This window comes from Paenibacillus sp. Marseille-Q9583 (genome assembly GCF_976954365.1).
In genome coordinates this window covers 60,850-80,965 of record NZ_CDRJTB010000023.1, presented here as the reverse complement: position 1 = coordinate 80,965, position 20,116 = coordinate 60,850, and the positions used below count along the sequence as shown (strand labels likewise).

Annotated in this window: 25 protein-coding genes; 9 read left to right on the top strand and 16 right to left on the bottom strand. The window is 41.4% G+C overall.

Going from position 1 to position 20,116, the window contains the following annotated elements; genetic code table 11:
* The 3 genes from ACWNM1_RS13250 to ACWNM1_RS13240 form a co-directional block, all read left to right on the top strand.
* Positions 1–343: helix-turn-helix domain-containing protein (locus tag ACWNM1_RS13250; protein ID WP_449601276.1), on the top strand; the 343-nt coding region annotated here is incomplete at its 5' end.
* A gap of 80 nt (positions 344–423) precedes the next feature.
* Positions 424–1,278: an ImmA/IrrE family metallo-endopeptidase gene (locus tag ACWNM1_RS13245; RefSeq protein ID WP_149647367.1), complete on the top strand. Its 855-nt coding sequence runs from the start codon at positions 424–426 to the stop codon at positions 1,276–1,278.
* 17 nt (positions 1,279–1,295) lie between these two features.
* Positions 1,296–2,534: a tyrosine-type recombinase/integrase gene (locus tag ACWNM1_RS13240; protein WP_449601275.1), complete on the top strand. Its 1,239-nt coding sequence runs from the start codon at positions 1,296–1,298 to the stop codon at positions 2,532–2,534.
* A gap of 345 nt (positions 2,535–2,879) precedes the next feature.
* Here ACWNM1_RS13240 and gerQ read toward each other — a convergent pair whose 3' ends face one another.
* The 6 genes from gerQ to ACWNM1_RS13210 all read right to left on the bottom strand — a co-directional run bounded on the left by gerQ (position 2,880) and on the right by ACWNM1_RS13210 (position 7,832).
* Complete coding sequence (gene gerQ, locus ACWNM1_RS13235; RefSeq protein ID WP_371916527.1) at positions 2,880–3,290, bottom strand: spore coat protein GerQ; 411 nt, start codon at positions 3,288–3,290, stop codon at positions 2,880–2,882.
* Between the two features lie 185 nt (positions 3,291–3,475).
* Positions 3,476–3,907 (bottom strand): cell wall hydrolase, encoded by a 432-nt coding sequence (locus tag ACWNM1_RS13230; protein WP_449601274.1) that lies wholly within the window; start codon positions 3,905–3,907, stop codon positions 3,476–3,478.
* 212 nt (positions 3,908–4,119) lie between these two features.
* Positions 4,120–4,518: a DUF2500 domain-containing protein gene (locus ACWNM1_RS13225; protein WP_449601273.1), complete on the bottom strand. Its 399-nt coding sequence runs from the start codon at positions 4,516–4,518 to the stop codon at positions 4,120–4,122.
* A 185-nt stretch (positions 4,519–4,703) separates the two neighbouring features.
* Positions 4,704–4,880 carry a hypothetical protein gene (locus ACWNM1_RS13220; RefSeq protein ID WP_449601272.1) on the bottom strand — a complete coding sequence of 59 codons (177 nt, stop codon included), beginning with the start codon at positions 4,878–4,880 and terminating at the stop codon, positions 4,704–4,706.
* Positions 4,881–5,133: 253 nt separating this feature from the next.
* The gene (locus ACWNM1_RS13215; protein WP_449601271.1) at positions 5,134–6,423 is read right to left on the bottom strand and encodes a WD40/YVTN/BNR-like repeat-containing protein; all 1,290 of its coding nucleotides are present in this window, start codon (positions 6,421–6,423) and stop codon (positions 5,134–5,136) included.
* A 26-nt stretch (positions 6,424–6,449) separates the two neighbouring features.
* The gene (locus ACWNM1_RS13210; RefSeq protein ID WP_449601270.1) at positions 6,450–7,832 is read right to left on the bottom strand and encodes an amino acid permease; all 1,383 of its coding nucleotides are present in this window, start codon (positions 7,830–7,832) and stop codon (positions 6,450–6,452) included.
* A 172-nt stretch (positions 7,833–8,004) separates the two neighbouring features.
* Here ACWNM1_RS13210 and ACWNM1_RS13205 point away from each other — a divergent pair, with 172 nt between their 5' ends.
* Complete coding sequence (locus tag ACWNM1_RS13205; RefSeq protein ID WP_042188714.1) at positions 8,005–8,928, top strand: L-lactate dehydrogenase; 924 nt, start codon at positions 8,005–8,007, stop codon at positions 8,926–8,928.
* 90 nt (positions 8,929–9,018) lie between these two features.
* Here the strand turns inward: ACWNM1_RS13205 and ACWNM1_RS13200 are convergent, their stop codons facing one another.
* Together ACWNM1_RS13200 and ACWNM1_RS13195 are read right to left on the bottom strand one after the other, a co-directional pair.
* The gene (locus tag ACWNM1_RS13200; protein ID WP_076283590.1) at positions 9,019–9,924 is read right to left on the bottom strand and encodes a tyrosine-type recombinase/integrase; all 906 of its coding nucleotides are present in this window, start codon (positions 9,922–9,924) and stop codon (positions 9,019–9,021) included.
* Between the two features lie 63 nt (positions 9,925–9,987).
* Positions 9,988–10,884 (bottom strand): LysR family transcriptional regulator, encoded by an 897-nt coding sequence (locus ACWNM1_RS13195; RefSeq protein WP_449601269.1) that lies wholly within the window; start codon positions 10,882–10,884, stop codon positions 9,988–9,990.
* A 126-nt stretch (positions 10,885–11,010) separates the two neighbouring features.
* Here ACWNM1_RS13195 and ACWNM1_RS13190 point away from each other — a divergent pair, with 126 nt between their 5' ends.
* Complete coding sequence (locus ACWNM1_RS13190) at positions 11,011–12,333, top strand: APC family permease (RefSeq protein ID WP_449601268.1); 1,323 nt, start codon at positions 11,011–11,013, stop codon at positions 12,331–12,333.
* An 87-nt stretch (positions 12,334–12,420) separates the two neighbouring features.
* Complete coding sequence (locus ACWNM1_RS13185) at positions 12,421–13,377, top strand: alpha/beta hydrolase (RefSeq protein ID WP_449601267.1); 957 nt, start codon at positions 12,421–12,423, stop codon at positions 13,375–13,377.
* 239 nt (positions 13,378–13,616) lie between these two features.
* Here ACWNM1_RS13185 and ACWNM1_RS13180 read toward each other — a convergent pair whose 3' ends face one another.
* The 4 genes from ACWNM1_RS13180 to ACWNM1_RS13165 all read right to left on the bottom strand — a co-directional run bounded on the left by ACWNM1_RS13180 (position 13,617) and on the right by ACWNM1_RS13165 (position 15,281).
* Entirely contained in the window at positions 13,617–13,994 is a 378-nt protein-coding gene (locus ACWNM1_RS13180) for a hypothetical protein (RefSeq protein ID WP_449601266.1), read from the bottom strand.
* Between the two features lie 159 nt (positions 13,995–14,153).
* On the bottom strand, positions 14,154–14,774 hold the full coding sequence (gene gerPC, locus ACWNM1_RS13175; RefSeq protein ID WP_449601265.1) for a spore germination protein GerPC: 621 nt from the start codon (positions 14,772–14,774) through the stop codon (positions 14,154–14,156).
* A gap of 48 nt (positions 14,775–14,822) precedes the next feature.
* Entirely contained in the window at positions 14,823–15,044 is a 222-nt protein-coding gene (locus ACWNM1_RS13170) for a spore germination protein GerPB (RefSeq protein WP_449601264.1), read from the bottom strand.
* Between the two features lie 12 nt (positions 15,045–15,056).
* Entirely contained in the window at positions 15,057–15,281 is a 225-nt protein-coding gene (locus ACWNM1_RS13165; protein WP_149647545.1) for a spore germination protein, read from the bottom strand.
* Positions 15,282–15,396: 115 nt separating this feature from the next.
* Here ACWNM1_RS13165 and ACWNM1_RS13160 point away from each other — a divergent pair, with 115 nt between their 5' ends.
* Positions 15,397–15,855: an Hsp20/alpha crystallin family protein gene (locus tag ACWNM1_RS13160; protein WP_449601263.1), complete on the top strand. Its 459-nt coding sequence runs from the start codon at positions 15,397–15,399 to the stop codon at positions 15,853–15,855.
* A 237-nt stretch (positions 15,856–16,092) separates the two neighbouring features.
* On the top strand, positions 16,093–16,269 hold the full coding sequence (locus tag ACWNM1_RS13155; protein WP_167348469.1) for a hypothetical protein: 177 nt from the start codon (positions 16,093–16,095) through the stop codon (positions 16,267–16,269).
* A gap of 131 nt (positions 16,270–16,400) precedes the next feature.
* Here the strand turns inward: ACWNM1_RS13155 and ACWNM1_RS13150 are convergent, their stop codons facing one another.
* Complete coding sequence (locus tag ACWNM1_RS13150; RefSeq protein ID WP_449601262.1) at positions 16,401–17,339, bottom strand: GNAT family N-acetyltransferase; 939 nt, start codon at positions 17,337–17,339, stop codon at positions 16,401–16,403.
* 151 nt (positions 17,340–17,490) lie between these two features.
* Between ACWNM1_RS13150 and ACWNM1_RS13145 the strand changes: the two genes are divergently transcribed.
* Entirely contained in the window at positions 17,491–17,883 is a 393-nt protein-coding gene (locus tag ACWNM1_RS13145; protein WP_449601261.1) for a hypothetical protein, read from the top strand.
* A gap of 83 nt (positions 17,884–17,966) precedes the next feature.
* Here the strand turns inward: ACWNM1_RS13145 and ACWNM1_RS13140 are convergent, their stop codons facing one another.
* From ACWNM1_RS13140 to ACWNM1_RS13130, 3 genes are all read right to left on the bottom strand, one after another.
* Positions 17,967–18,533 (bottom strand): GNAT family N-acetyltransferase, encoded by a 567-nt coding sequence (locus tag ACWNM1_RS13140; RefSeq protein WP_449601260.1) that lies wholly within the window; start codon positions 18,531–18,533, stop codon positions 17,967–17,969.
* A gap of 68 nt (positions 18,534–18,601) precedes the next feature.
* Entirely contained in the window at positions 18,602–19,006 is a 405-nt protein-coding gene (locus tag ACWNM1_RS13135) for a VOC family protein (RefSeq protein ID WP_449601280.1), read from the bottom strand.
* A gap of 34 nt (positions 19,007–19,040) precedes the next feature.
* Positions 19,041–19,964 (bottom strand): ketopantoate reductase family protein, encoded by a 924-nt coding sequence (locus ACWNM1_RS13130; protein ID WP_449601259.1) that lies wholly within the window; start codon positions 19,962–19,964, stop codon positions 19,041–19,043.
* Between the last annotated feature and the right edge of the window lie 152 nt (positions 19,965–20,116).

Genomic DNA, 20,116 nt, shown 5'->3' with positions numbered 1-20,116 from the left:
AAAAGGTGAACGAGAGGCCTTAAAGAAACAGGATCAAAAATGGACTCAAGAATTTGTTGCAGATCTTATTGGTGTTGCTAGGGTAACCTACACTGCTTATGAAAATGGAACAAAATTACCACCAGTAGATACATTGAATAAAATAGCTGACACATTTGATTGTGACACTGATTTCTTAAGTGGAAGATCAAATATACGCAAGAAGCCTGAGAGCAACCTTACTTTCTACGGTGGGCCAAATGACTGGACAGAAGAGGAATTTAAAGCGGCTGATGATTTTATAAAGGAAATCAGAGAGGCACGACAAAGAGCTTTAGATAAAGCAAATAAAGAGCAGAAATAAAGAGGTTTTACACATAGCCAGCAATGGCTTTTCTTTTACATACAAAATAGAACATATGTACGCTAATTGGAGGATTTAACATGAACTTATCCAAATACTTCAAAACTCCGTTGGAACAAACTATTGAAAATCACTACCTCTCCAGGGCTATATTGGTGCCAAACGATTTGACTATAGAACGAATTTCTGAAGCCTTTAATGTTGAGGTGCATTTCAAAAGCGTTAAATCGTTTTCTGATAATGAATTATGTGTAATTGTTATCAACCAACAGGATGAACGTGATGTACAGCATAAAACATTCTTCCACGAGCTTGGACACGTGCTCCGCCATGTTGGGGATCAGCGTCAGATTTCGGAGCTTTTCCAGCAAATGCAAGAAGCTGATGCCGAACGATTCAGTCTTTACGCAGCCATCCCCTTTTTCATGCTTGAAAAATTGCAGCTCCCTGCTTTCGAAGAAGAAGCGGCAGGTATAGTTGCAACCGTATTTCAGGTTCCTCCAGAATTCGCACTGTTGCGTCTGAAACAGATTCGCGAGCGTATTGCTAGCGCTGAATTCATGACGGCTTTTACATATACTGCTGTGGCCAAGGAAAACACTTTACCATACACGACAACTCCTGAGCCAATCATACGAGGTGTTTACGGGCTTGACGATTTATCTAGACCCCACACGCTTATCATTGAACAACGTGGAGGTTTTAAGTGGGATCAGCCACTCTACATCGAGGTTAATGGAACCTTTAAAAGCGTGGATGTCCATCCAAACTCTAATCGGAATAGCGCTGTTGTTCGTTCAAGTGATCTTTTAATCCCTCCGAGCCGTTCTGGATACGTAATGATCGACATGGAGCGAATTGCTTCTCGACTTGGACAAAACGCAAACAAATTATTTCTAACCATAGAAGCTTTAGAAGATGCTATTAATTTTTAATTTAGGAGGACCTACTCATGGCCAGCGTATTTAAAGTACCTGCAAAGAACAAACAAGGCTACAAGTGGAAGTGTGTCATGGAGGGTCCTCCTGATCCGGTCACAGGCAAGCGCCAACAGGTACCGAGGGTACGTGATACACAGAAGGAAGCCATCGCCGCAGCTCAGGCAGTTGTGGATCGTATGAAGGGTGGAACCGATACAAAGCGAGCCAAAAAAATGAAATTCAATGAGGCTGCTCAAGAATGGCTACAAGATTATATTATTACTAGCGGAGTTAAAGGAAAAACTGTGGAAGCTCATGTGTCCGACATTAATTTACTGAACAAATATTATGGTGGTGCTAATATCGATAAAATAACACATAACCAACATCAAAAAATGCTCAACAATTTGTTTTCAGAAGGATATGAGATAAACTCCATCTATCGTTATCACTCAACAGCAAATTTAATATTCAAATGGATCATCAAAGAAAATTTACGCATTGATAACCCTTGTCAAAACATAAAAATGCCTAAAAAACAACGGACAGTTTTAGAAGCTAAAAACAATGCACTGGAAGAAAAATTTCTGGAAAGAAGTGAAATTGAAGAATTTCTAGAAGTACTACAAAATCACGGTTTAGGTGATGATCTAGAGACGTTTTATTTTTTGCTGTTTAGCGGAGTGCGACCAGGAGAATTTTGTGCATTAGAGTGGCCAGATTTCAACTTCGAAACTCATGACGTTCATATTTATAAAACACTTCACTTTCCTCAGGGTGGAAGTGGCGCGTACCAATTAACACCTCCAAAGACTACCGGATCCGTCCGTACCTTTGATGTGGATGATTTCATCGTTGAGATGTTTAAGCGGTTAAAGATAAAACAGTCCGCTCGACATAAAAGATACAAGGAGCTCCACGATGATTTTGTAGAGACTCAGTTTATTTTGACCAATAAAAACGGAACACCATTTACAAACTGGAAGTTAGTTAATCGTATGGCTCGTCTAATGAAATTAACAAACATCAAGAAGCACGCGACCCCTCATATATTTCGACACACGCACATCACAATGCTTATCGAAGCAAGTATAGCGTCTGGCTCTCAGATTGATCTCAAAACGATTATGAAGCGCGTAGGTCACGATGATGCAAAAACCACACTCAAGATTTATACCCATGTGACGGAACGAATGATGCAAAGCAGTAGTGACAAACTAAAAATCCACTTCCAAAACATATTAAATTCCAAGGATCTGCCGAGAATGTGATTTTTTTGTGATTTCAAGATAAAAAAAAGACTCAAAATCCCTTGTAAACACTGATATATCAAGGTTTTTTGAGTCTTATACAATTTATTATATTAATATATTGGGGCAAACCGCAAGCATGCGTGTCCTTTCGAAAAAAAATGGGTCTTTATTCCCCTTATTATTCCAAAATATCAGTATGTACAAGCAAAAACGCCTTCGTCGTCCCAAATGGACGGTAAGCGTTTATGCGAGAAATATAAGAATAATGTATAATGTATAACGTGAAACTTATACTTTCTTATATTTTTAAAAAACCCCCTCACCGTTAAGTGTTGGGGTTCAACCAGAAAAATAAGGACTTGATTAGCGACAGTTTCTTGTTGTAGGAGGATTACCGATCACTCCAGGGTACTGGTAAGTAAGGGGCTCATCAAATGTAGCATAATCAAAATAAATCATAAGTAATACAGTACGTTGACCAGTTACTGGGTCACTAATAATAATGTGGTCACGGCCCGCAGCTTCCAGCACACCCTTGTAAACTTTGGCATTCCACTCTTTGTTATTTTCATAAGTAAAATAAAATGTACCTACTTTGCCTAAATTCAGTCTGAAAATATTTTCGATATACGATTGTTCAAACTGTTGAGGTGGGTTTTGAACTACAACCCCTCCTGGTGTCATCGGACTTCCACTGCTAACTTGTGGCGGCATGCTGCCCATGCCTTGCATTCCTTGCATCCCTTGCATTCCTGTAGACATTGGCATTTGCATACCTGAAGAAGAAACACTTCCAATAGTGTAAGTAACGGGGCGGTATGGTTGAACAATCATTTAATGAAACCTCCTAATTGTTTATCGGAGCAGTTGCTCCCTTTGGACACAAAAGAATCTTTAAACTAGCTTACTGAGAGAATTACTCATAATAATGAGTAATTCTCTTTTACACAGTTACCCTGTTAATTACCAATAAATACAGCCGGGCAATCCTCTCCAGTCGGAGTAAAGAAACAATGAGCTTTAAAGCGGCCTGTGTTTTGTTGGTTATACCAGGTTGGAGGGCAATCTCCTACAGGACGGAAGAACCATAAAGCATTAGTCGCTGGCCAGGTTCTCTCACCTGCAATTGCACGTCTGGCAAGACGGATGTCTGCTTCTCTTGCTCGTTGATAGAAGTAGCTTTTTTGCGGGGCTTCGAATCCTCCTGGACTTTGATAGACCATGTCATTCACATTACGAATATTCATAAAGTCCAGGCAATTTCCAAGAATCCGGTTGACACCAACATTGCCGACCATAAGCATGCCGAGATCTCCGTCTTCCTCAGCTTCCGCTCTCATCAACCGCGCTAGCACCCTCACATCTTCCGAGTTCGTTTTGATGACGGCCACGCTGTCTCCTCCTTGGGTTGCTTCGTAAACAACCTCGTTCTTAACTGCATGGTGTATTGTATGTGCATTAGCCCAAGAGGTGACAGTTCCAACCTAATTTTAATGCCATTTGCATTCCGTTTAGTTGCTTAATAGCCCGCAAATAAAAACCATCCCTCTGCTCCGTTGAATGAGACAGAAGAATGGTTTAAGAATGAATATATACCTAATGACTACTCCGCTGTGGAGTATTGGGGTTGTCGCACAAATCCGTGATATCTGGTTCCTTGATAGGTAAGCATACCTTTATCGCCTTCTGCACTCATTCCATATTCATGGCCATCTACTTTAAATTCAATTCGACTGCCCTCATTTAATTCAAACGTTAAGTAGTATGTCGTACTCGTACGACTTGAACCATTATCTTCTTGAACCTGCTGCTGTCTTATTTCACTCCGCTTGCTGACGATACGGGCAGGGATGGTTAGTATGGGTGAGCTATTGTTCCGGCTCCATTGAAGCAAACCCCTGCCTGCTGATACTACAAGAATACCAACCATTACAATGAGAAATATTGGCATCACTGTTCCAGAGAAATCAAACATCCATGAAAGATCCGGGCCCATTCCCATGACATTTTCCCCCTTCATACCCATTAATTCAACCCTAAACTTAGCTACAGGCACTTCTGTACATGTATATGCCTCTTCTAGTCCAGAAAGCATTAAATTAGTGAGACTTCATGCAAAAAGACCACTTCGTTTTCTTAGAAATCAAGAAATCGAGTGGTCTTTAATCATAATTTTGAGTGATCAGATTAAGCATGAACGAGGTCTAGCAAATGCTTCGTTTCGTCAGTCTCAACATCTAACATACCATTGTCAGCCCAGCATGCTCTGCATTGTTCTTCCGTTTCACACAGGTGAGCGTCATCACAGTTGTAGCAAAGTTGCAGCAGGTTTCTTGTCATATAATCTGTTTCAAAAGTTTTCATTGTAATCTCTCCTATTCGAAAGTTAAGTTTGTGAAAATTTGAACTTGTTCTATGTGTTAAATATATCACACGATCATTTAAATGTCATGTGATTTTTTTCACATCTATAAAGAAAATTTTAAATAAGTTTTTTCCTTATATTCAATCAATCAAAAACAAATTGATTTGCAACTTAATTCCTGCATATTCAAAAAAAGAAGCTGTTCCAAAAGTATTATCCTCTACTTTTGAAACAGCTTCACTTCACTTCACTTTACATCACACGCCAACTGATCCCACCATTTGTAGTTTGTAAGAGGAGCGAGCGTTTTTGTTCTTTTTTCTCAAGCAAAAGCCATCCCACCTCTGTGGAAATAAACTGCATCTTAATCGTCTCAGGATATTCCTCAAGCTTAGACTGCAGAACACTACTCTCCTTAAGAGGGAGCCAAGTTTTCCCTTGGTTAACGGTATGGTAAAGAGTATCACCAATAATGGCCCAACCAACTTGCGAATTCAGAAACGTCGGAGCGCTCTGATGATTCCCTCCGGTTGGACTCTTTAATTCAAAAGGTGTAAATTTCCAGTTATCTCCACCATTAGCGGTAAAGTAACCGTGGTAAGTAATCGTCTTATCTTTATCATTTTGGCAGCCCACAGACATCCAACCATTAGTCTTACTAGCATCGAAGAACTCTGGTTTGCCAGTAATGACTCTGTCACAGCTTTCCAGTTGTTCATTTACCAGAAAAGACTGTCCTGGATTCCAACTCTGACCACCGTCCTTAGTTATAAAGATCTTAGGAAGGGCACCGGTCTGCAATGTCACAAATCCTTCTACACGACTCTTGAAGATCATTCCAGTACTTACACCTGTGAACGGGATCGAATGATTGGGAAGGTTCGGATTATATTGTACATTCTGCATCACTTCTTCCCATGTGGCCCCACCATCTGACGTTGAATAAATCGCCTTGCTTTCCTTATTAGGCGTAGCGTTCGCAGAGGTCATTAGCCATCCCTGAGTTGGTGAATTGAAATAAACGGAAGATACATTATTATCATCACCTAATGATGAGATTTTCCAGCTTTTCCCTCCATCTGTGGTTCGTAGCACTATATTCTCTGTCGTACCAAATGCACTTCTTATAATCCAACCATGGTTAGAGTCAGTAAAAAAGATGCCTTTTCCATAGACAGGTGTGGACAGGAACTGCACATTGGGTGCAGGAGAAATATTAGCCCAGGTCGCCCCGTTATTATGGGTAACATACAAACGAAGTTCATTTTTTGTTACACCCCATACCATGCCCTCTGTCTCACTAAGCAGATGAAAACCCGTAATTCGAGTTTGAACCTGATATTTTGGGCCACTCTCTTTGTTAGTATTGTTACTTGGTGGTGTAATCAGAGTAATCGTCTGTCCTTCTTCCGGTGCTTCTGTAGGTTGTGGCTGTGGAGAAGGCTCCGGTGGTGGTGAAGAACATGCTGAGACTATCCACGCTAAAAAAAATAGCATCATAAACATTCTTAGAGTTTTCAATCCAGCGGTTCTAGATGTCAATGCCCTCTCTCCTCTCAATTGGAATCTTATTTATGATTTAACTTACTATTACGGTAGCCGTATAGAAAATAGATCAGAAGTCCAAGACTCGTCCAAATCAGAAACCCAATCCATGTCTCACTTCCTAGATTATACATTAAATATCCGCATGTTGCCGCACTTAGCAATGGAATGAAGGGTACCCAGGGTACTCTGAACCCTCTTTTCATATTGGGATGAATAACCCGCAGGGCAATTACCCCCAAAGAAACGACAAAGAATGCAAACAGTGTTCCAATGCTTGTTAAGTTAGCCAATCGATCCAAAGGAATAAAGCCCGTTAATACAGCTATAATGATCCCAACCATCCACGTACTACGAATAGGTGTCTGTGTTTTAGTATTGATCTTAGACAATCCTCGTGGTAAAAGACCATCACGTGAGATTGCGAATAACAGTCGGGTTTGACCGAACAGCATTACGAGCAGTACGGTGGTCATTCCCGCAATAGCTCCAACAGAGATTAGACCCGCTATCATATCTTGATTTACAACACGAAGCGCATAAGAAACGGGATCGCTAACATTAAGATCCGTATAAGGTATGATACCTGTTAATACAAGTGAAACTAGGATATACAATACAGAACATATAGCAAGGGATGAAATAATCCCTATAGGCAAATCGCGCTGTGGCTGCTTTACTTCTTCAGCAGCAGTCGATAACGCATCAAAACCTATGTAGGCAAAGAAGACAGTTGCCGCACCGTTTACAACACCTTGATAGCCAAAGGGTAGAAATGGAGTCCAGTTCTCTGGTTTAACATAGAAAAATCCAGTTACGATAAACAAAAGCACTACAGCTATTTTGATAACGACCATAATCGCATTAAAACGAGCAGTCTCTTTAGTTCCCCGTGTTAGTAAGTAGGAAATTAGTAAAATGATTATTACTGCTGGTAAATTAATAATGGTACCTGCTTCCGCATTATACGCCCCGGATAGTCCTATAGGAATATGGATACCAAAGCCCTCTAAAAGTCCCTGCAAATAGCCTGACCATCCGCTGCTTACTGCAGCTGCTGCAACGCCATACTCTAACACAAGGTCCCAGCCTAAAATCCAAGCGAGTAATTCTCCAAAAGCTACATAACTATAAGCATAGGCACTTCCGGAGACCGGGATAGTCGATGCAAACTCTGAATAACAAAGGGCTGACAGCACGCAAGCAAATGCGGCTAACAGGAATGAAATGACAAGGCCAGGACCAGCGTGTTCTGCTGCCGCTACTCCTGTCATTACAAAAATACCAGTACCAATAATCGCTCCTACACCTAACATGGTTAGATCCAGCGCACCAAGTGTTTTGTTTAACTTGGTTGCACCCGAGTTTGAAGGTGCGATTAGCGGTTTTTTGCGAAATAAATCCATTCTTACATTCTCTCCTGTCTAGTCTTGTTGTCCAATTTATTAGAGAATTTCTATTAAGTATGCCCAAAATGGGGTAATGCATTAAATAAGACCTGCTTGAAAACAATATCGTTAGCGATTATGATGGACAAGATTAAAAGCTAAAAATTTTAATTACTGAGGAGATGGAATCATGGCCCCCCCGAAACCAAATCGTGTCGTAGTCATTGGTACTGGAGCAGTTGGTACAACAACAGCCTATACATTACTGCTACGGAGACGTATGCCTGAGCTCGTACTTATTGACGTTAATCAAAAGAAAGCCCTTGGAGAAGCATTGGATATGAATCACGGCATGCCCTTTGTTGGTGGTGTGAAGCTATGGGCTGGTACATATGAAGATTGCCGGGAAGCGGATATCATCATTGTAACTGCCGGTGCATCACAAAAACCGGGTGAAACCCGGATAGATCTTCTCCGCAAAAACATTTCAATTTTCAAAGATATCGTTCAAAAAATCACCAAATATAATCAACATGCGATACTACTTATTGCTACTAATCCTGTAGATATTTTGTCATATGCCACTTTGAAAATAAGCGGTTTTGATCGCAGAAGAGTCATCGGTTCCGGAACGGTGTTGGATAGTGCACGTTTTCGCTACCTGATTGGACGCCACAAAGAAATTGATCCACGCAGTATTCATGGTCAGATTATCGGTGAACATGGAGACTCGGAACTTCCTGTTTGGAGTCTAGCAAATGTTGCCGGGATTGATCTCGGTTTTGACGAAGCAGAACAAGATGAAATATTCCAAGATACTAAGAATGCCGCTTATGAAATTATTGATGCCAAAGGCTCAACCTCTTACGCAATAGCATTAGCACTAGATCGTATTGTGGTATCCATTCTTCATAATGAAGGCTCTGTATTGAACGTATCTACTTTATTGAATAATTATAACGGAGTTTCGGATGTCTACCTTGGCGCCCCTTGCGTCGTAGATCGGTCCGGTGTACGAGAAGTACTAGATCTTCCATTAAATGAGACAGAACGAGCTCTATTCCAGAAATCTGCCGAGAAGCTTAAAGCTGAGATAGCTAAGCTAGAACTATAAGCAAATGAATACATGGGGCTCTCCCTGTTGTCATGATACATGGCCGGGGGTAGCCCCTTTTTCACGAAAAGAATTGCACTTTGAATTCTATCAAATCTGGACTTGCAATTTCGACATGGCTTCTTCCTTCTCACGGCTCGTGATATGCGTGTAAACCGTTGTTGTCTGAATGGAAGAGTGTCCCAGTAGCTCCTGAACCGTCCGCAGATCCGCACCTTTTCGTAGCAGCATGGTAGCGAAGGAATGTCGTAGCTTATGGCTGGAATAGGGTCGACGTTGTGCAGCAGGCACATCCCTTTGGAAACGATCGAAGGTGTCCGCAGCAATTTGCTGAATACCACGTATGGACAGCCTGCGTCCTTTTTGTGAAATGAACATAGCTTCCTCTTTACTGCGCCAAGGATTTAATCGTTCTTCTATTGCCAGATCAAGAAAAGGTACCACATCCTCTGGAATCGGTACATTACGCCATTTACGTCCCTTACCGAACACTCGAAGGGAATGTCTTTCTACATTATAATCACTTAAATTAAGTGTGTGGACTTCCCCCACCCGAAGCCCCATATAGGACATCAGTAAAAAGACTGCTAAATTACGACCTTTGTATTTCCCATCTATAGAAGACAAAAATCGCCCCAGATCACCTTCATCTAAGTAGACCGGTTCGCGATTGATCTCAGTTTTAGATTTCTTAATCCCAGCTGCGGGATTGGTTAGAAGCAATTCCAGCTCAATTAATGCCTTGAAAAAACAGTTAATTGAAGCATGCTTCCGGTTACGGGTAGCATCACTTACTCCACGTTCACGCACTGACGTAAGAAAAGAAATAACATGTAGCTTCTTTACGGACTCTAGCTTTTTACCATTCAGACTTTCTAAAAACTGTTTTACATCCACTAAATAGGATTTCTGCGTATAGGGAGTGTAACCGGCATCCTTCATCCAGATTAAAAAAGCCTCAAGCCCCTCTTCGTAGTCTTCACTCCACTCATTCATGGCTTCGAGCCTCCCTTGATTTCGACAATCTATTGTACCATAGAATAGCTACAAGAATTAAACTTAGCTGCTCCATTTTTCAGCATGCTTTTGCACAGCTTTTAAAAACTCTGTTAGAACAGGAGATTTCCATTTCTTATGATGATAGGCAATTTGAGTAGCCACACGCTGCGATTCATCATTCCAATTCAGCCTAGCTAACTTCCCTTCCGCTAATTCGTTGCTCACTGTAATCATTGGAATAAAAGCGATGCCCAGACCCGCCATAACACATTGCTTGATCGCCTCAATACTCCAGAACTCTAACGTAGGGTCAGGAAATACCCCGTGTCTGTTTAAATGATGTTCAAACAAAGTACGGTAGCTACAACCGGTTTCCGTATGCAATATTGTTACTCCCTTTAGATGAACCGGCTCTACCTCTGAAAGACTCATTAAGGGGTGATCCGGCGGAGAGATCAGGGTCATTTGTTCATGCACCAGTGTTTCTATATTCAGATCTTTATCTTCCGTCTCTGGTTGCAGTAGGAAGGCCAAATCTAATTCACCGGATCGAACTAAATCCGTTAGCTCCCAGCAGGCCCCAGGCTTCAGAAGAATTTGGACCTTTGGATATTTCACGCGAAATTCCTTGATAATGCCTGGTAAACGAAAAGCAGCCAGGGATTCAGGTGCGCCAATGCGTAAAGACCCTGTTAGCTCACTCTCGGAGCGAAGAGCATCTTGCGCTAGAGAGTGCATTCTGGAGATCTCTTGAGCGAATGGGAGCAGACGGCGGCCTGCATCGGTTAGGATGATCTTTTTACTGATCCGATCAAATAAAGGCTGACCTATTTCAGTCTCTAATGCTTGGATCTGTGCGGTAATACTGGATTGTGCATAATCAAGCTTCTGTGCAGCGCGTGTGAAGCTACCCGTCTCCACTACGACTATAAAGGTAAAAAGATGACGTGATTCCATACGTGCCCCCTGAATAATAGTACCCATCTTAATTTCGAATGGATACTATTCAAAAAATCTGTTTTTCCAATGGATCTATTATCTGCTACTCTATAACAAAAGACAATGAAAGCAGGATTAAAAATCATGAAAGATTCAAGTTCAACCACTTTACGAAGAAACATCGGCATGCCGCAAGCCATAGCTCTTTATATAGGCGCTGTATTGGGCTCGGGAGTCTTAATCGTTCCCGGACTGGCTGCAGAAATGGCTGGTCCCGCTTCATTGCTGGCATGGGGATTTATGACGCTGTTGATTTTACCAATGGCCTTATCGATGGGCCTGCTCTCTGCCAAATTTCCTAACGCTGGAGGCGTGTCCCACTTCGTTACCCTTGCTTTTGGACCTAAAGCCGGATCTTTAGTGGGCTGGTTCTTCCTAATGTCCGTTCCGATTGGTGCGCCTGTCGCTGCGCTGACCGGAGCTGGTTATATGACAGCCGCAATGGGCTGGGATGAACCTGCGAGAATTACTATCGCTGCGGTGATGTTGGCCATTGGGCTAATTACAAACTGGATTGGTATGCAAGTGGCGGGAAAGGTACAAATTGCTGTAGTGATTGCGATTGTAGCTGTTCTCGTCTTCTCGTTTGCTACTGCGCTTCCTCGAATGGAGGTTGAACACTTCACTCCCTTTGCCCCACACGGATGGATGAGCATTGGACAGGCTGCAGCAATCCTATTTTGGTGTTTTATTGGTTGGGAAGCTGTCTCACATCTCTCTGAGGAGTTCAAAGATCCACAACGTGCTGCAGTTAAAGGTGTGACCATCGCTGCTATTATTGTAGGTGTTCTATATTTCTTATCCGCTTTAGCAACGGTTGGCACACAAAGCTACCTTAAAGGTGGGTCGAGCACTTCACTTGTCTGGATCATCAGCCAGCCTCTTGGTCGCTGGGGAGGATTTATCGCAGGACTTACAGGTCTCTTCATCTGTACCGCCACCATTATCGCTTATGCCGGTGCTGCCTCGCGTGTGGCTTATGCGTTATCACGCCAGGGCTATGCACCGCAATGGATGGGGAGACTATCCAAACCATATCATACCCCTATCGGTGGGATAGCTTTCCTGCTCCTCTGTTTTGTAACGGTCATGTCACTATACAGCAGCGGATTGATATCTATCACTACTTTGATCCAGTTTCCAAATGCGACATTTATCCTGACTTATATCGGAGGCTGTGCTGCGGGGATACGCCTTCTTAAAGGAAGTAGATTAGGCGTAACGATTAGCTGGATCTCTTTTCTAGCTACCGCTGCTGTGTTTCCTTTTACAGGCTGGGCGATTGGCTATCCGTTACTTATTACTTTGATGTTTATTTTGATCTTCCGTATCAAACATAAACAAACGGTTGCCGGAATAAGGGATTTAAAAAGTGAAATTGGTGAGGATCAACAAAAAGCATTGTAAGACTCATATCGTTTCAGCATTCGTTTAGATGGTTATGGAATGAAGAGGGTAAACTATACTATGACCAGACAAAGGAGACGATACATCATGTCAAATCAACCAAAGATCATTCTTGAGCTAACAGCGCAGAAATTTGCCGATGATAATTCCAAACCTCCGTTCCTTCCTGATCTTGGACCAGAAAAAGGCCGTGAAACGGTAGATACTGTACAATCCAGTGAGATATATAAACCTGAAGTCGAAATTGAAGATCTTATGGTGCCAGGAGGACCTAATGGTAATGTTTCCATAAGAATTGTTCGGCCCCCTAGCTCCTCTTCCGCGTCGTTGCCAGTGATCCTTTACATTCATGGTGCTGGCTGGGTGTTTGGTAATGCACATACCCATGACCGCTTGATCCGTGAGCTAGCTGTTGGAGCGGAGGCTGCCATTATTTTTCCAAATTACAGCCTCTCTCCAGAAGCTAAATATCCTACAGCAATCGAAGAAATCTATGCTGTTCTGAAATGGATCGCTGCACAGGGTAGTGAACATGCACTTGATGCTAGCAAGCTATCCATAGGCGGTGATAGTGTCGGTGGAAATATGGCAGCCGCCATTACGCTTATGGCTAAAGAACGCAGTGGCCCGAAGATAGGGAAACAACTTTTGTTCTATCCGGTAACGGATGCCTCCTTTGATACCGAATCTTATCATGAGTTCGCAGAAGGATACTTCTTGCAGCGTGATGGAATGAAATGGTTCTGGGATCAATATACAACTGACCCTGAGGAGCGGAAGCAGATCACAGCCTCCCCGCTTCGAGCTAGTGTAGATCAGTTACGCGATCTACCCGAAGCACTAGTCATAACGGGTGAAGCAGATGTTCTACGTGATGAAGGTGAAGCTTATGCCGCCAAATTACGTGAAGCTGGAGTCACAGTCACGGCAGTTCGTTTTCAAGGAATCATACATGATTTCGTGATGCTAAATCCTTTAGCTGAAACCAATGCCAAAAAAGCCGCCATCAAGCTGGCGACGACATGGCTTCGCGAAGGCTTCTAAATAAATATGTTCGTTCACCAAATTAGAGAAAGCCTGCAAATGTGCAGGCTTTCTCTAATTATAAGTTTAATGCTATTTCTATAGCAAAATACCTTTGATGGCCCTCCTTTTCGTAGCTCGAAACTCCATTAATTGTGAAAAGTACTTTCTTATAGGAGACTACCTTTTAACAGTTTACATAATAATGATTATGTAAACTAATTTATTTTTATAAAATAAGTATCAACAAATTTGCCAAATTACCCCTCATCTTCTGAAGCTATTTCTCGCTTAAACTCACTGGTTTGACTCTCCAGATGAACAGAGCCACCATTTCCAATCTGGAAGGTCGTTCCAGAGCCAATCGATAAGATTTTAATAAATTTAATATTAATGCTTGATTCCTCAGAATCATTCAAAATCTCAACATCATCATTCACTTGGTTCGACCAGGTCGCAAGAGGGATGTCTAAGCGCGAAGCCTCTCTATCATTGCTATTAATCTCTTGTATGTTATATAGATAATTTTCTTTACTGCCCACGAATTTGGACTGAATCCGCTCTACAGATCCACATAAGAAAATCGAACTGTCAGACAGATTATTAATGTATACATCTTGTATACGCGAGTTGTGCATTGTTAACTGCCTTTTTTGACTTGATCCGGAGCACTCGGAGTATATTCTATCACGCTGTCAAACGCCGAAGAACAATTAATCGTCTGAGTATCTCCTACTAAAAATACCGAAGAACCTGATATCGAAAACACTTTTACCGCGTTTACATTTATGTCTCTGTTAATCACGGTTACTTTCATGCGGCTCCCGCCTTCCAGTTATATTTATTTCCAAATGCCGCTCTACCGCCGTAACAATATCTCGTTTGATTTGCTCAACAATAGAAGCACTTTCCTCTTCTGTGTATCCACGCCCTTCCTCTGTGGTAGGGAGCTGGCTTACATACTCGTTAATCCGGCCATCCATCTGATTCAGCAGATCCTGGGTAACCATTTGGATATACTGCTCATCAATACTTAAGTTCTGCTCTTTTTCTAAGCGTGAAAATTGAGAAGGAACTTCCTCTTGCACATACTTCAGAATCTCTGGACGAATTTTATCCGATAATGCAGATGCAGTTGGTGTCCCTCCCTCTTGCTCCCCAATAGGCTTACCATTGATCATCGCTTCATCCAGATTATTTCCCTCATTTGGTGTAATGCCTATATTTAAAGTGCCTTCCAGCTTCTCGATTTTCAATTGTTCAAAATGATAATTTATAGGACCTATACTTGCAGTTTTATTGTTCTTTATGCTGTCTACGTCCCCTTTTAAATCTTGGAGTTGTTTCTCTAGCAGTTGAATCTTTTCTGCTTGCACTCTTAGTGCATTAAAGACTTGCTGAATATAATACGGGTGCATACAACCCCCTCCTATGGTTTATTGTATGCGAAGTATAGGAGCCTAATTCTAGCGTGTATATAGTTCAGTTGGTGGAGGCAAGGGTACAAGAGGTGAATCACTTACCGATGGTGTTGGCGCAGGAGGAGATTTTGGAACGTCCCCAGTCTGATAACTATGAGACGAGGTATTAATTCGTCCGGATGTGCCGATCTGAAGGACCGATGAATTTGAGATCGTACCAATTTTTAGATTATTGACCGATACGCACTGATATACCGTAATATTCATATAAACCCACCCTTAAGGAGGCGATACTTGATCCACCACATCCGAATCCATTGTATTAGTACTGCTAGCCTGGTTATTCGTAATAATCGTACCAAAGGAATCACCTATGGGGAAGGAGTTGGCACCGGCATAGATCTTAGAGTTACTGCTCAAGATAACAGATGCCGTATTTCCTACTAAGACTGTGGAACTAGGGCCCACACTGTTGATTTTAATGTTGCCGATGATTGAAACCACCAAACCACTCCTCCTTTCGGAATGATAACCTATTCTATGTAGATATTCGCCCAGATGTCACTGAATAAGTCATACGCCCATACAATGGATAAAAAATGAAGGAGGTTCAGTGTTCATGAGTCCGAATAAATCGAACCCTTTAGATTGGATGAACGAAGATCCCTTTTTTAAGAAAAAGTTATCCTTAAAGTCACTTGAAGAGCAATGGAAGCTGGATCCAAGCCAGATCGATGGCTATGTTGAAAAAATAATCAAAGAAGCTACTGCAGCGACCTCTTCGTCATTTACGAACGAAACCTCAAGTCTGCAATTTGAGCATTTGGACACACATAATTATTTGATCACTAAAATCCGTATTCCAAGTGGAATTCACCCCGAAAGTATTTGGGCACAAATCAACCGAACACAAATCAAATTAAGCGGTCTTAGAAAAGATCACAGTGAGATCATCCCACTTCCTATTCCAATCAATCCCGATCAGAGCAGAGGCACTTATAAACAAGGCTCATTGCAATTCAGAATGCCGAAAATGTCAGCAGGTAAATTTAGAGATATCGACATCCGTTATTTATAAAAAAATCCTTAAAACCCCTCCTTTTTGCTCGTCCAAGTGGCGATCTATCCTCAAAAAAACGTCTTAAAACTAAAACAGCGTATAATTTAAGTTATGCGCTGTTTTTTTAGGGCGTTTTTTGCCCTTTTTATCCTTAATTTTGTCTGCAATCACAAAGGAATTTAAAAGCTTCATTCTCCGAACTTTAAGGTTTCCTCGTTCATAAGATAGGGTATCAATCACAAAGGTGGGCTATTTATGTCCAAAAACAAGCGTGGCAAAGCACTCTGGCGTATGCCATCCCGAGGCAGAGGAACATGTCTGATCTGTGGCAGCACTCGTATTAAGCTTTTGTACATCGGAAAAGGACTTTCTGGCGAAAAGGTTAACGTGTGTAAGAAATGCGAGGGTAAACAAGTAACTAACAGTAACTGAATAAAATTGTTCAGAGGATTTCCAGTCATCTCTTATTACAAGGCGAACGGATTACTAAAAAAGTGCAATCCTGTCATCGAACCTCGATGAAACTGAATCACACTTTGCTTAGTAATCCTCCACTTCAAAAACTATAGGAGTTCTATACGATACCGTCTTTCCTCACTCGATAAACTGAATCCGACAGATTCATAAAGATGCAATGCAGAATCATTATCTGTTAACACCATTAAATATGCTTCTTCAAGTCCATGTGTTCTGAAATAGTTTAACGCTTGAGAAAGCATGTACCTAGCAATTCCAAATCTTCTCCACGGCTCTAGTACAAAAACATTTTCAATATACCCACTTTTCTCTTCCTGCCATACCATCAAGCTGCCTACAACCCTCTCCCCTTCTCGAACAATCATAGAGTTCCAAAGCGGATTTTGCTTAAACTGTGATAGCCGTTCTTTCCCGAGTGGGGTTTCTGGCCAAACCTCTGCTTCCAATTCTAAATAAAGATCTTCTTCTTGTGGCGTTTCCATCATCCAAGTTACAAATTCAAATTCCTTTTTCAGTTCAGGTACGGTGTAGGAATGATCAAGAGTATGATTCATTTTAAATAAGCTATTGTATTGACAGAAGCCCTTTTCTTTTTCAAAAAATTGCGTATTTGCGATCTCCGATGCGTTATTCCCGACACATAGCGTCGTTTTGTACTCTGTTGATAAAGTTTCCTTCAATTGAAGTGCTCTCAAGAGCAGCGTTTGATACAAGCTCTCTAATAAATCGTAGTCCTCTTCTCGTTCAGGTATTGTTTTCAAATTCAAATAGATCGAATGTCTGCTTTCCTTTGAACGCCCAGGCGGCACAATATTTATGATCTCTACTTGACCTTTGGCAACCATTTTCCCATTTTCAAAGGCGCAATACACATTCTTCCAGTTTTCCTCATCACCAACCCACCAAAAAACAGCATTTCCCCGCGAAGTAACCGAGTTATATAACTCACCCAGTAATGGCATGTCCCCTTGTTCAAAATGACGAATCGTTATTCCTTCAGATGAAAGAATCGTAGATTTTGTCAAAACAAAACCCCTTTTCATATAAATTTTGGCATACATTAAGGGTAGCACATCTCTTCCAATTCCACTTGTTAATGAATAGTTATAATTAATTCTTATATACCGTAACATTATTCGAATGAACCCTGTCTTACTTACATAGGGGGACTGCTTGATGAAGAGACGATTTTTAATAGGTATTTCTATATTTTCAGTGGGTATTGTGATAGCTTTAGGGATCGGTACGATTTCAAATATTCTAACTCCATTTAAGAGTTTCTTGCTCACTGTAGATAATCAGTCGGATGATGAAATCAGCTCTATTGAAATAGGTTTAATCCATACGGACTCCAAGGAATTATTTACAGATCCCATCAAGAAAGGTGAAACGAAAAAGTTCAAACCTACACTGAGCTTAAGTGGTGAAGGTTCTATATACCTTAAATATACTGACGCAAAAGGACAACCCACCCAAGAAACGGTATGTGGCTATACAGAGTATCTATCTGGTTATTCAACTGTCACGATTACTAATGAGGGCACAACTATTGTTCAGCAATGTAACTAAATCCTTATATTTTCAAAAAAGAGAAGGAAAACCCTTTTAGGTTCACCTCCTCTTTTCATTTATGTAGCTTGCGATTATACCTCCTAACTGGAAACCCTCGAGATCATATAATAGTCGTCAAATGACACCAGTGAGTTACCTTCAATTTTTGAGTAACCACTATTTAATAGTGCAGTGATTCTTTGCTTAGCGTGAGGAATGGCCTTGGTAATCATCGAATCAACCCTAAAACAATCATAGAACTCCTTCTCAATCATAGAGAGGATTTCTGTAAGAACTCCTTCATTTTCCAATCTCGAGATCAGATCAAGCCTTAGAACACCAATCACTCCTACCCCTTCAACGCCCTCATTTCTCGCAAAAAATTCAATAGTACCAACAGCCTTATCACTATCTTTCTCTACAATACTAAATCGAACGTAACTATGCCCTGCATATTCATCCAGCCAGAATTGTATACAGCCATTCATCTCTTCTATCGTTTGAAAGTTAAAATCGTTATTACAGTTATCACTATTGAAGAGCGGGATAGAAGCAGCGTCAGAGTAACATTCTAGTAGGTCCTCAGCGTCTTCCTCTTGAACCAATCTATAGATTAAACGCTCACTCTCAAACACCGGACATACCTGATACGGATTAATGATGGACATCTCAAAACCTCCATTATAATTGATATGCTCATTATAAAGGAGGTTACAGAACAATAGTATGATACTACTTATAGAAGATTTAATTGCCAGGTCACACCAAAACGATCCGCTACCCAGCCAAATTTCGGACTAAACGGATAGCTTCCAAGAGGCATTAGGACCTGTCCACCTTGCGCTAATGATTCGTAGACCCGATCAATTTCAGCTTCACTCTCACAATTTACATATAAGGATATCGCTGGAGTAAAGGTAAACCCGTGCTGAACATAACTATCTATACACATAAATACTTGTCCATGCATAGAAAAGGAAGCTTGCATTACACTCCCCTCAGGTCCTGCTTCATTCGCTCCATATCGCTTAATGCTAATAACTTCAGAATCATCAAACAAGGACGTATAGAAATTCATAGCTTCTTCTGCCTTACCTTCGAACATTAGAAAAGTCATGATCTTTTGATTCGCTTCCTTCATCATTGTCCAGCTCCTTATTGTGATTTAAAGTAGATCAGTTCATATCATTAACGCTTTCGTATACTTTCAAACGGCCATACACGGTTTCGAGAACCGGATACGTGCCTTGACCCGGAACAGCCATAGCCAGAAGTGCCCCATGCAGATGGTCCGCTTCTACAGGTAGTTGTTTATGCATATCCCGATGCATGGATGAAGTAAATTCAGGTAACACAGAAAGCATCTTTTGCATCGTCGAGGCTATATTTTCCGGTCCCACAGGCATTCCAGCATTCTGAGCCAAGCTAACAATCTCTTGAAGAAGCTGCTCATAGATTGCACGTGCTTTTGGGGAAGCAAAAATAGGCCCAACAGAGCTATCCATTAAAGTGGTAATCCCACTTAAACTAGCTACAAATATATATTTCTGCCACACTTCGCGCTGAATGTCAGAACTTAATGTCACTGTGAAACCCGCTTTATCCAAATGACTCAGAAGCAACTGTGTTCGTTCTGACTCACCACCTGCCCATTCACCAAACACAATACTATGGAACGAACTGCTTTGAACGATAGTACCTGCTGAATCTAGAGTTGTTTCTATATAACAAAGACCACCCAGTACATGTTCTGGGCCAAAACGCTTCTGCAAAATGCTAAATTGATCATAACCATTGAGGAGCGGGAGGATCAGTGTATGTTCATCGACGTAGGGTTCAATGTCATTCATCACCTGAGGCAAATGGTATGCCTTGACCGCTATAATAATGCAGTCGAAAATCTCTGCTTCTTCCCTATTAGAAATCGTTCGTACAGAAGTCTGAAAATCCCCATGAACACTTTTTACAATCAAACCGTCCGCTTCTAACTGAATCTGTTTGGCATTTCGGACGAGAAAAGTAACATCTTCTCCTTTTTGAACTAGACGCCCCCCGAAATATCCACCTATAGCTCCTGCACCCACGATAAGAAAACGCATAATAATCTCCCCTTTTTCTCCCTTAATTTAAACAAACAAAAAGACCTTTTAGCTATCTGCTAAACAGGTCCGAAAGGCAAAAAAAGAGTCAAGTATCGACCGTTCTTTTGTCTCGGTCCTTACGGATCTGAGCAAAATCCAACGAGTTCACC

Bases quoted from the DNA above. Each gene is read 5' to 3' on its own strand.
- ACWNM1_RS13205 (WP_042188714.1), top strand. From the start codon at position 8,005: ATGGCCCCCCCGAAACCAAATCGTGTCGTAGTCATTGGTACTGGAGCA.
- ACWNM1_RS13160 (WP_449601263.1), top strand. From the start codon at position 15,397: ATGAGTCCGAATAAATCGAACCCTTTAGATTGGATGAACGAAGATCCC.
- gerQ (WP_371916527.1), bottom strand. From the start codon at position 3,290: ATGCAAATGCCAATGTCTACAGGAATGCAAGGGATGCAAGGAATGCAA.
- ACWNM1_RS13130 (WP_449601259.1), bottom strand. From the start codon at position 19,964: ATGCGTTTTCTTATCGTGGGTGCAGGAGCTATAGGTGGATATTTCGGG.
- ACWNM1_RS13170 (WP_449601264.1), bottom strand. From the start codon at position 15,044: ATGAATATTACGGTATATCAGTGCGTATCGGTCAATAATCTAAAAATT.
- ACWNM1_RS13135 (WP_449601280.1), bottom strand. From the start codon at position 19,006: ATGAAGGAAGCGAATCAAAAGATCATGACTTTTCTAATGTTCGAAGGT.
- ACWNM1_RS13185 (WP_449601267.1), top strand. From the start codon at position 12,421: ATGTCAAATCAACCAAAGATCATTCTTGAGCTAACAGCGCAGAAATTT.
- ACWNM1_RS13145 (WP_449601261.1), top strand. From the start codon at position 17,491: ATGAAGAGACGATTTTTAATAGGTATTTCTATATTTTCAGTGGGTATT.
- ACWNM1_RS13190 (WP_449601268.1), top strand. From the start codon at position 11,011: ATGAAAGATTCAAGTTCAACCACTTTACGAAGAAACATCGGCATGCCG.
- ACWNM1_RS13195 (WP_449601269.1), bottom strand. From the start codon at position 10,884: ATGGAATCACGTCATCTTTTTACCTTTATAGTCGTAGTGGAGACGGGT.
- ACWNM1_RS13180 (WP_449601266.1), bottom strand. From the start codon at position 13,994: ATGCACAACTCGCGTATACAAGATGTATACATTAATAATCTGTCTGAC.
- ACWNM1_RS13240 (WP_449601275.1), top strand. From the start codon at position 1,296: ATGGCCAGCGTATTTAAAGTACCTGCAAAGAACAAACAAGGCTACAAG.
- ACWNM1_RS13225 (WP_449601273.1), bottom strand. From the start codon at position 4,518: ATGGGAATGGGCCCGGATCTTTCATGGATGTTTGATTTCTCTGGAACA.
- ACWNM1_RS13245 (WP_149647367.1), top strand. From the start codon at position 424: ATGAACTTATCCAAATACTTCAAAACTCCGTTGGAACAAACTATTGAA.
- ACWNM1_RS13200 (WP_076283590.1), bottom strand. From the start codon at position 9,924: ATGAATGAGTGGAGTGAAGACTACGAAGAGGGGCTTGAGGCTTTTTTA.
- gerPC (WP_449601265.1), bottom strand. From the start codon at position 14,774: ATGCACCCGTATTATATTCAGCAAGTCTTTAATGCACTAAGAGTGCAA.
- ACWNM1_RS13140 (WP_449601260.1), bottom strand. From the start codon at position 18,533: ATGTCCATCATTAATCCGTATCAGGTATGTCCGGTGTTTGAGAGTGAG.
- ACWNM1_RS13220 (WP_449601272.1), bottom strand. From the start codon at position 4,880: ATGAAAACTTTTGAAACAGATTATATGACAAGAAACCTGCTGCAACTT.
- ACWNM1_RS13155 (WP_167348469.1), top strand. From the start codon at position 16,093: ATGTCCAAAAACAAGCGTGGCAAAGCACTCTGGCGTATGCCATCCCGA.
- ACWNM1_RS13210 (WP_449601270.1), bottom strand. From the start codon at position 7,832: ATGGATTTATTTCGCAAAAAACCGCTAATCGCACCTTCAAACTCGGGT.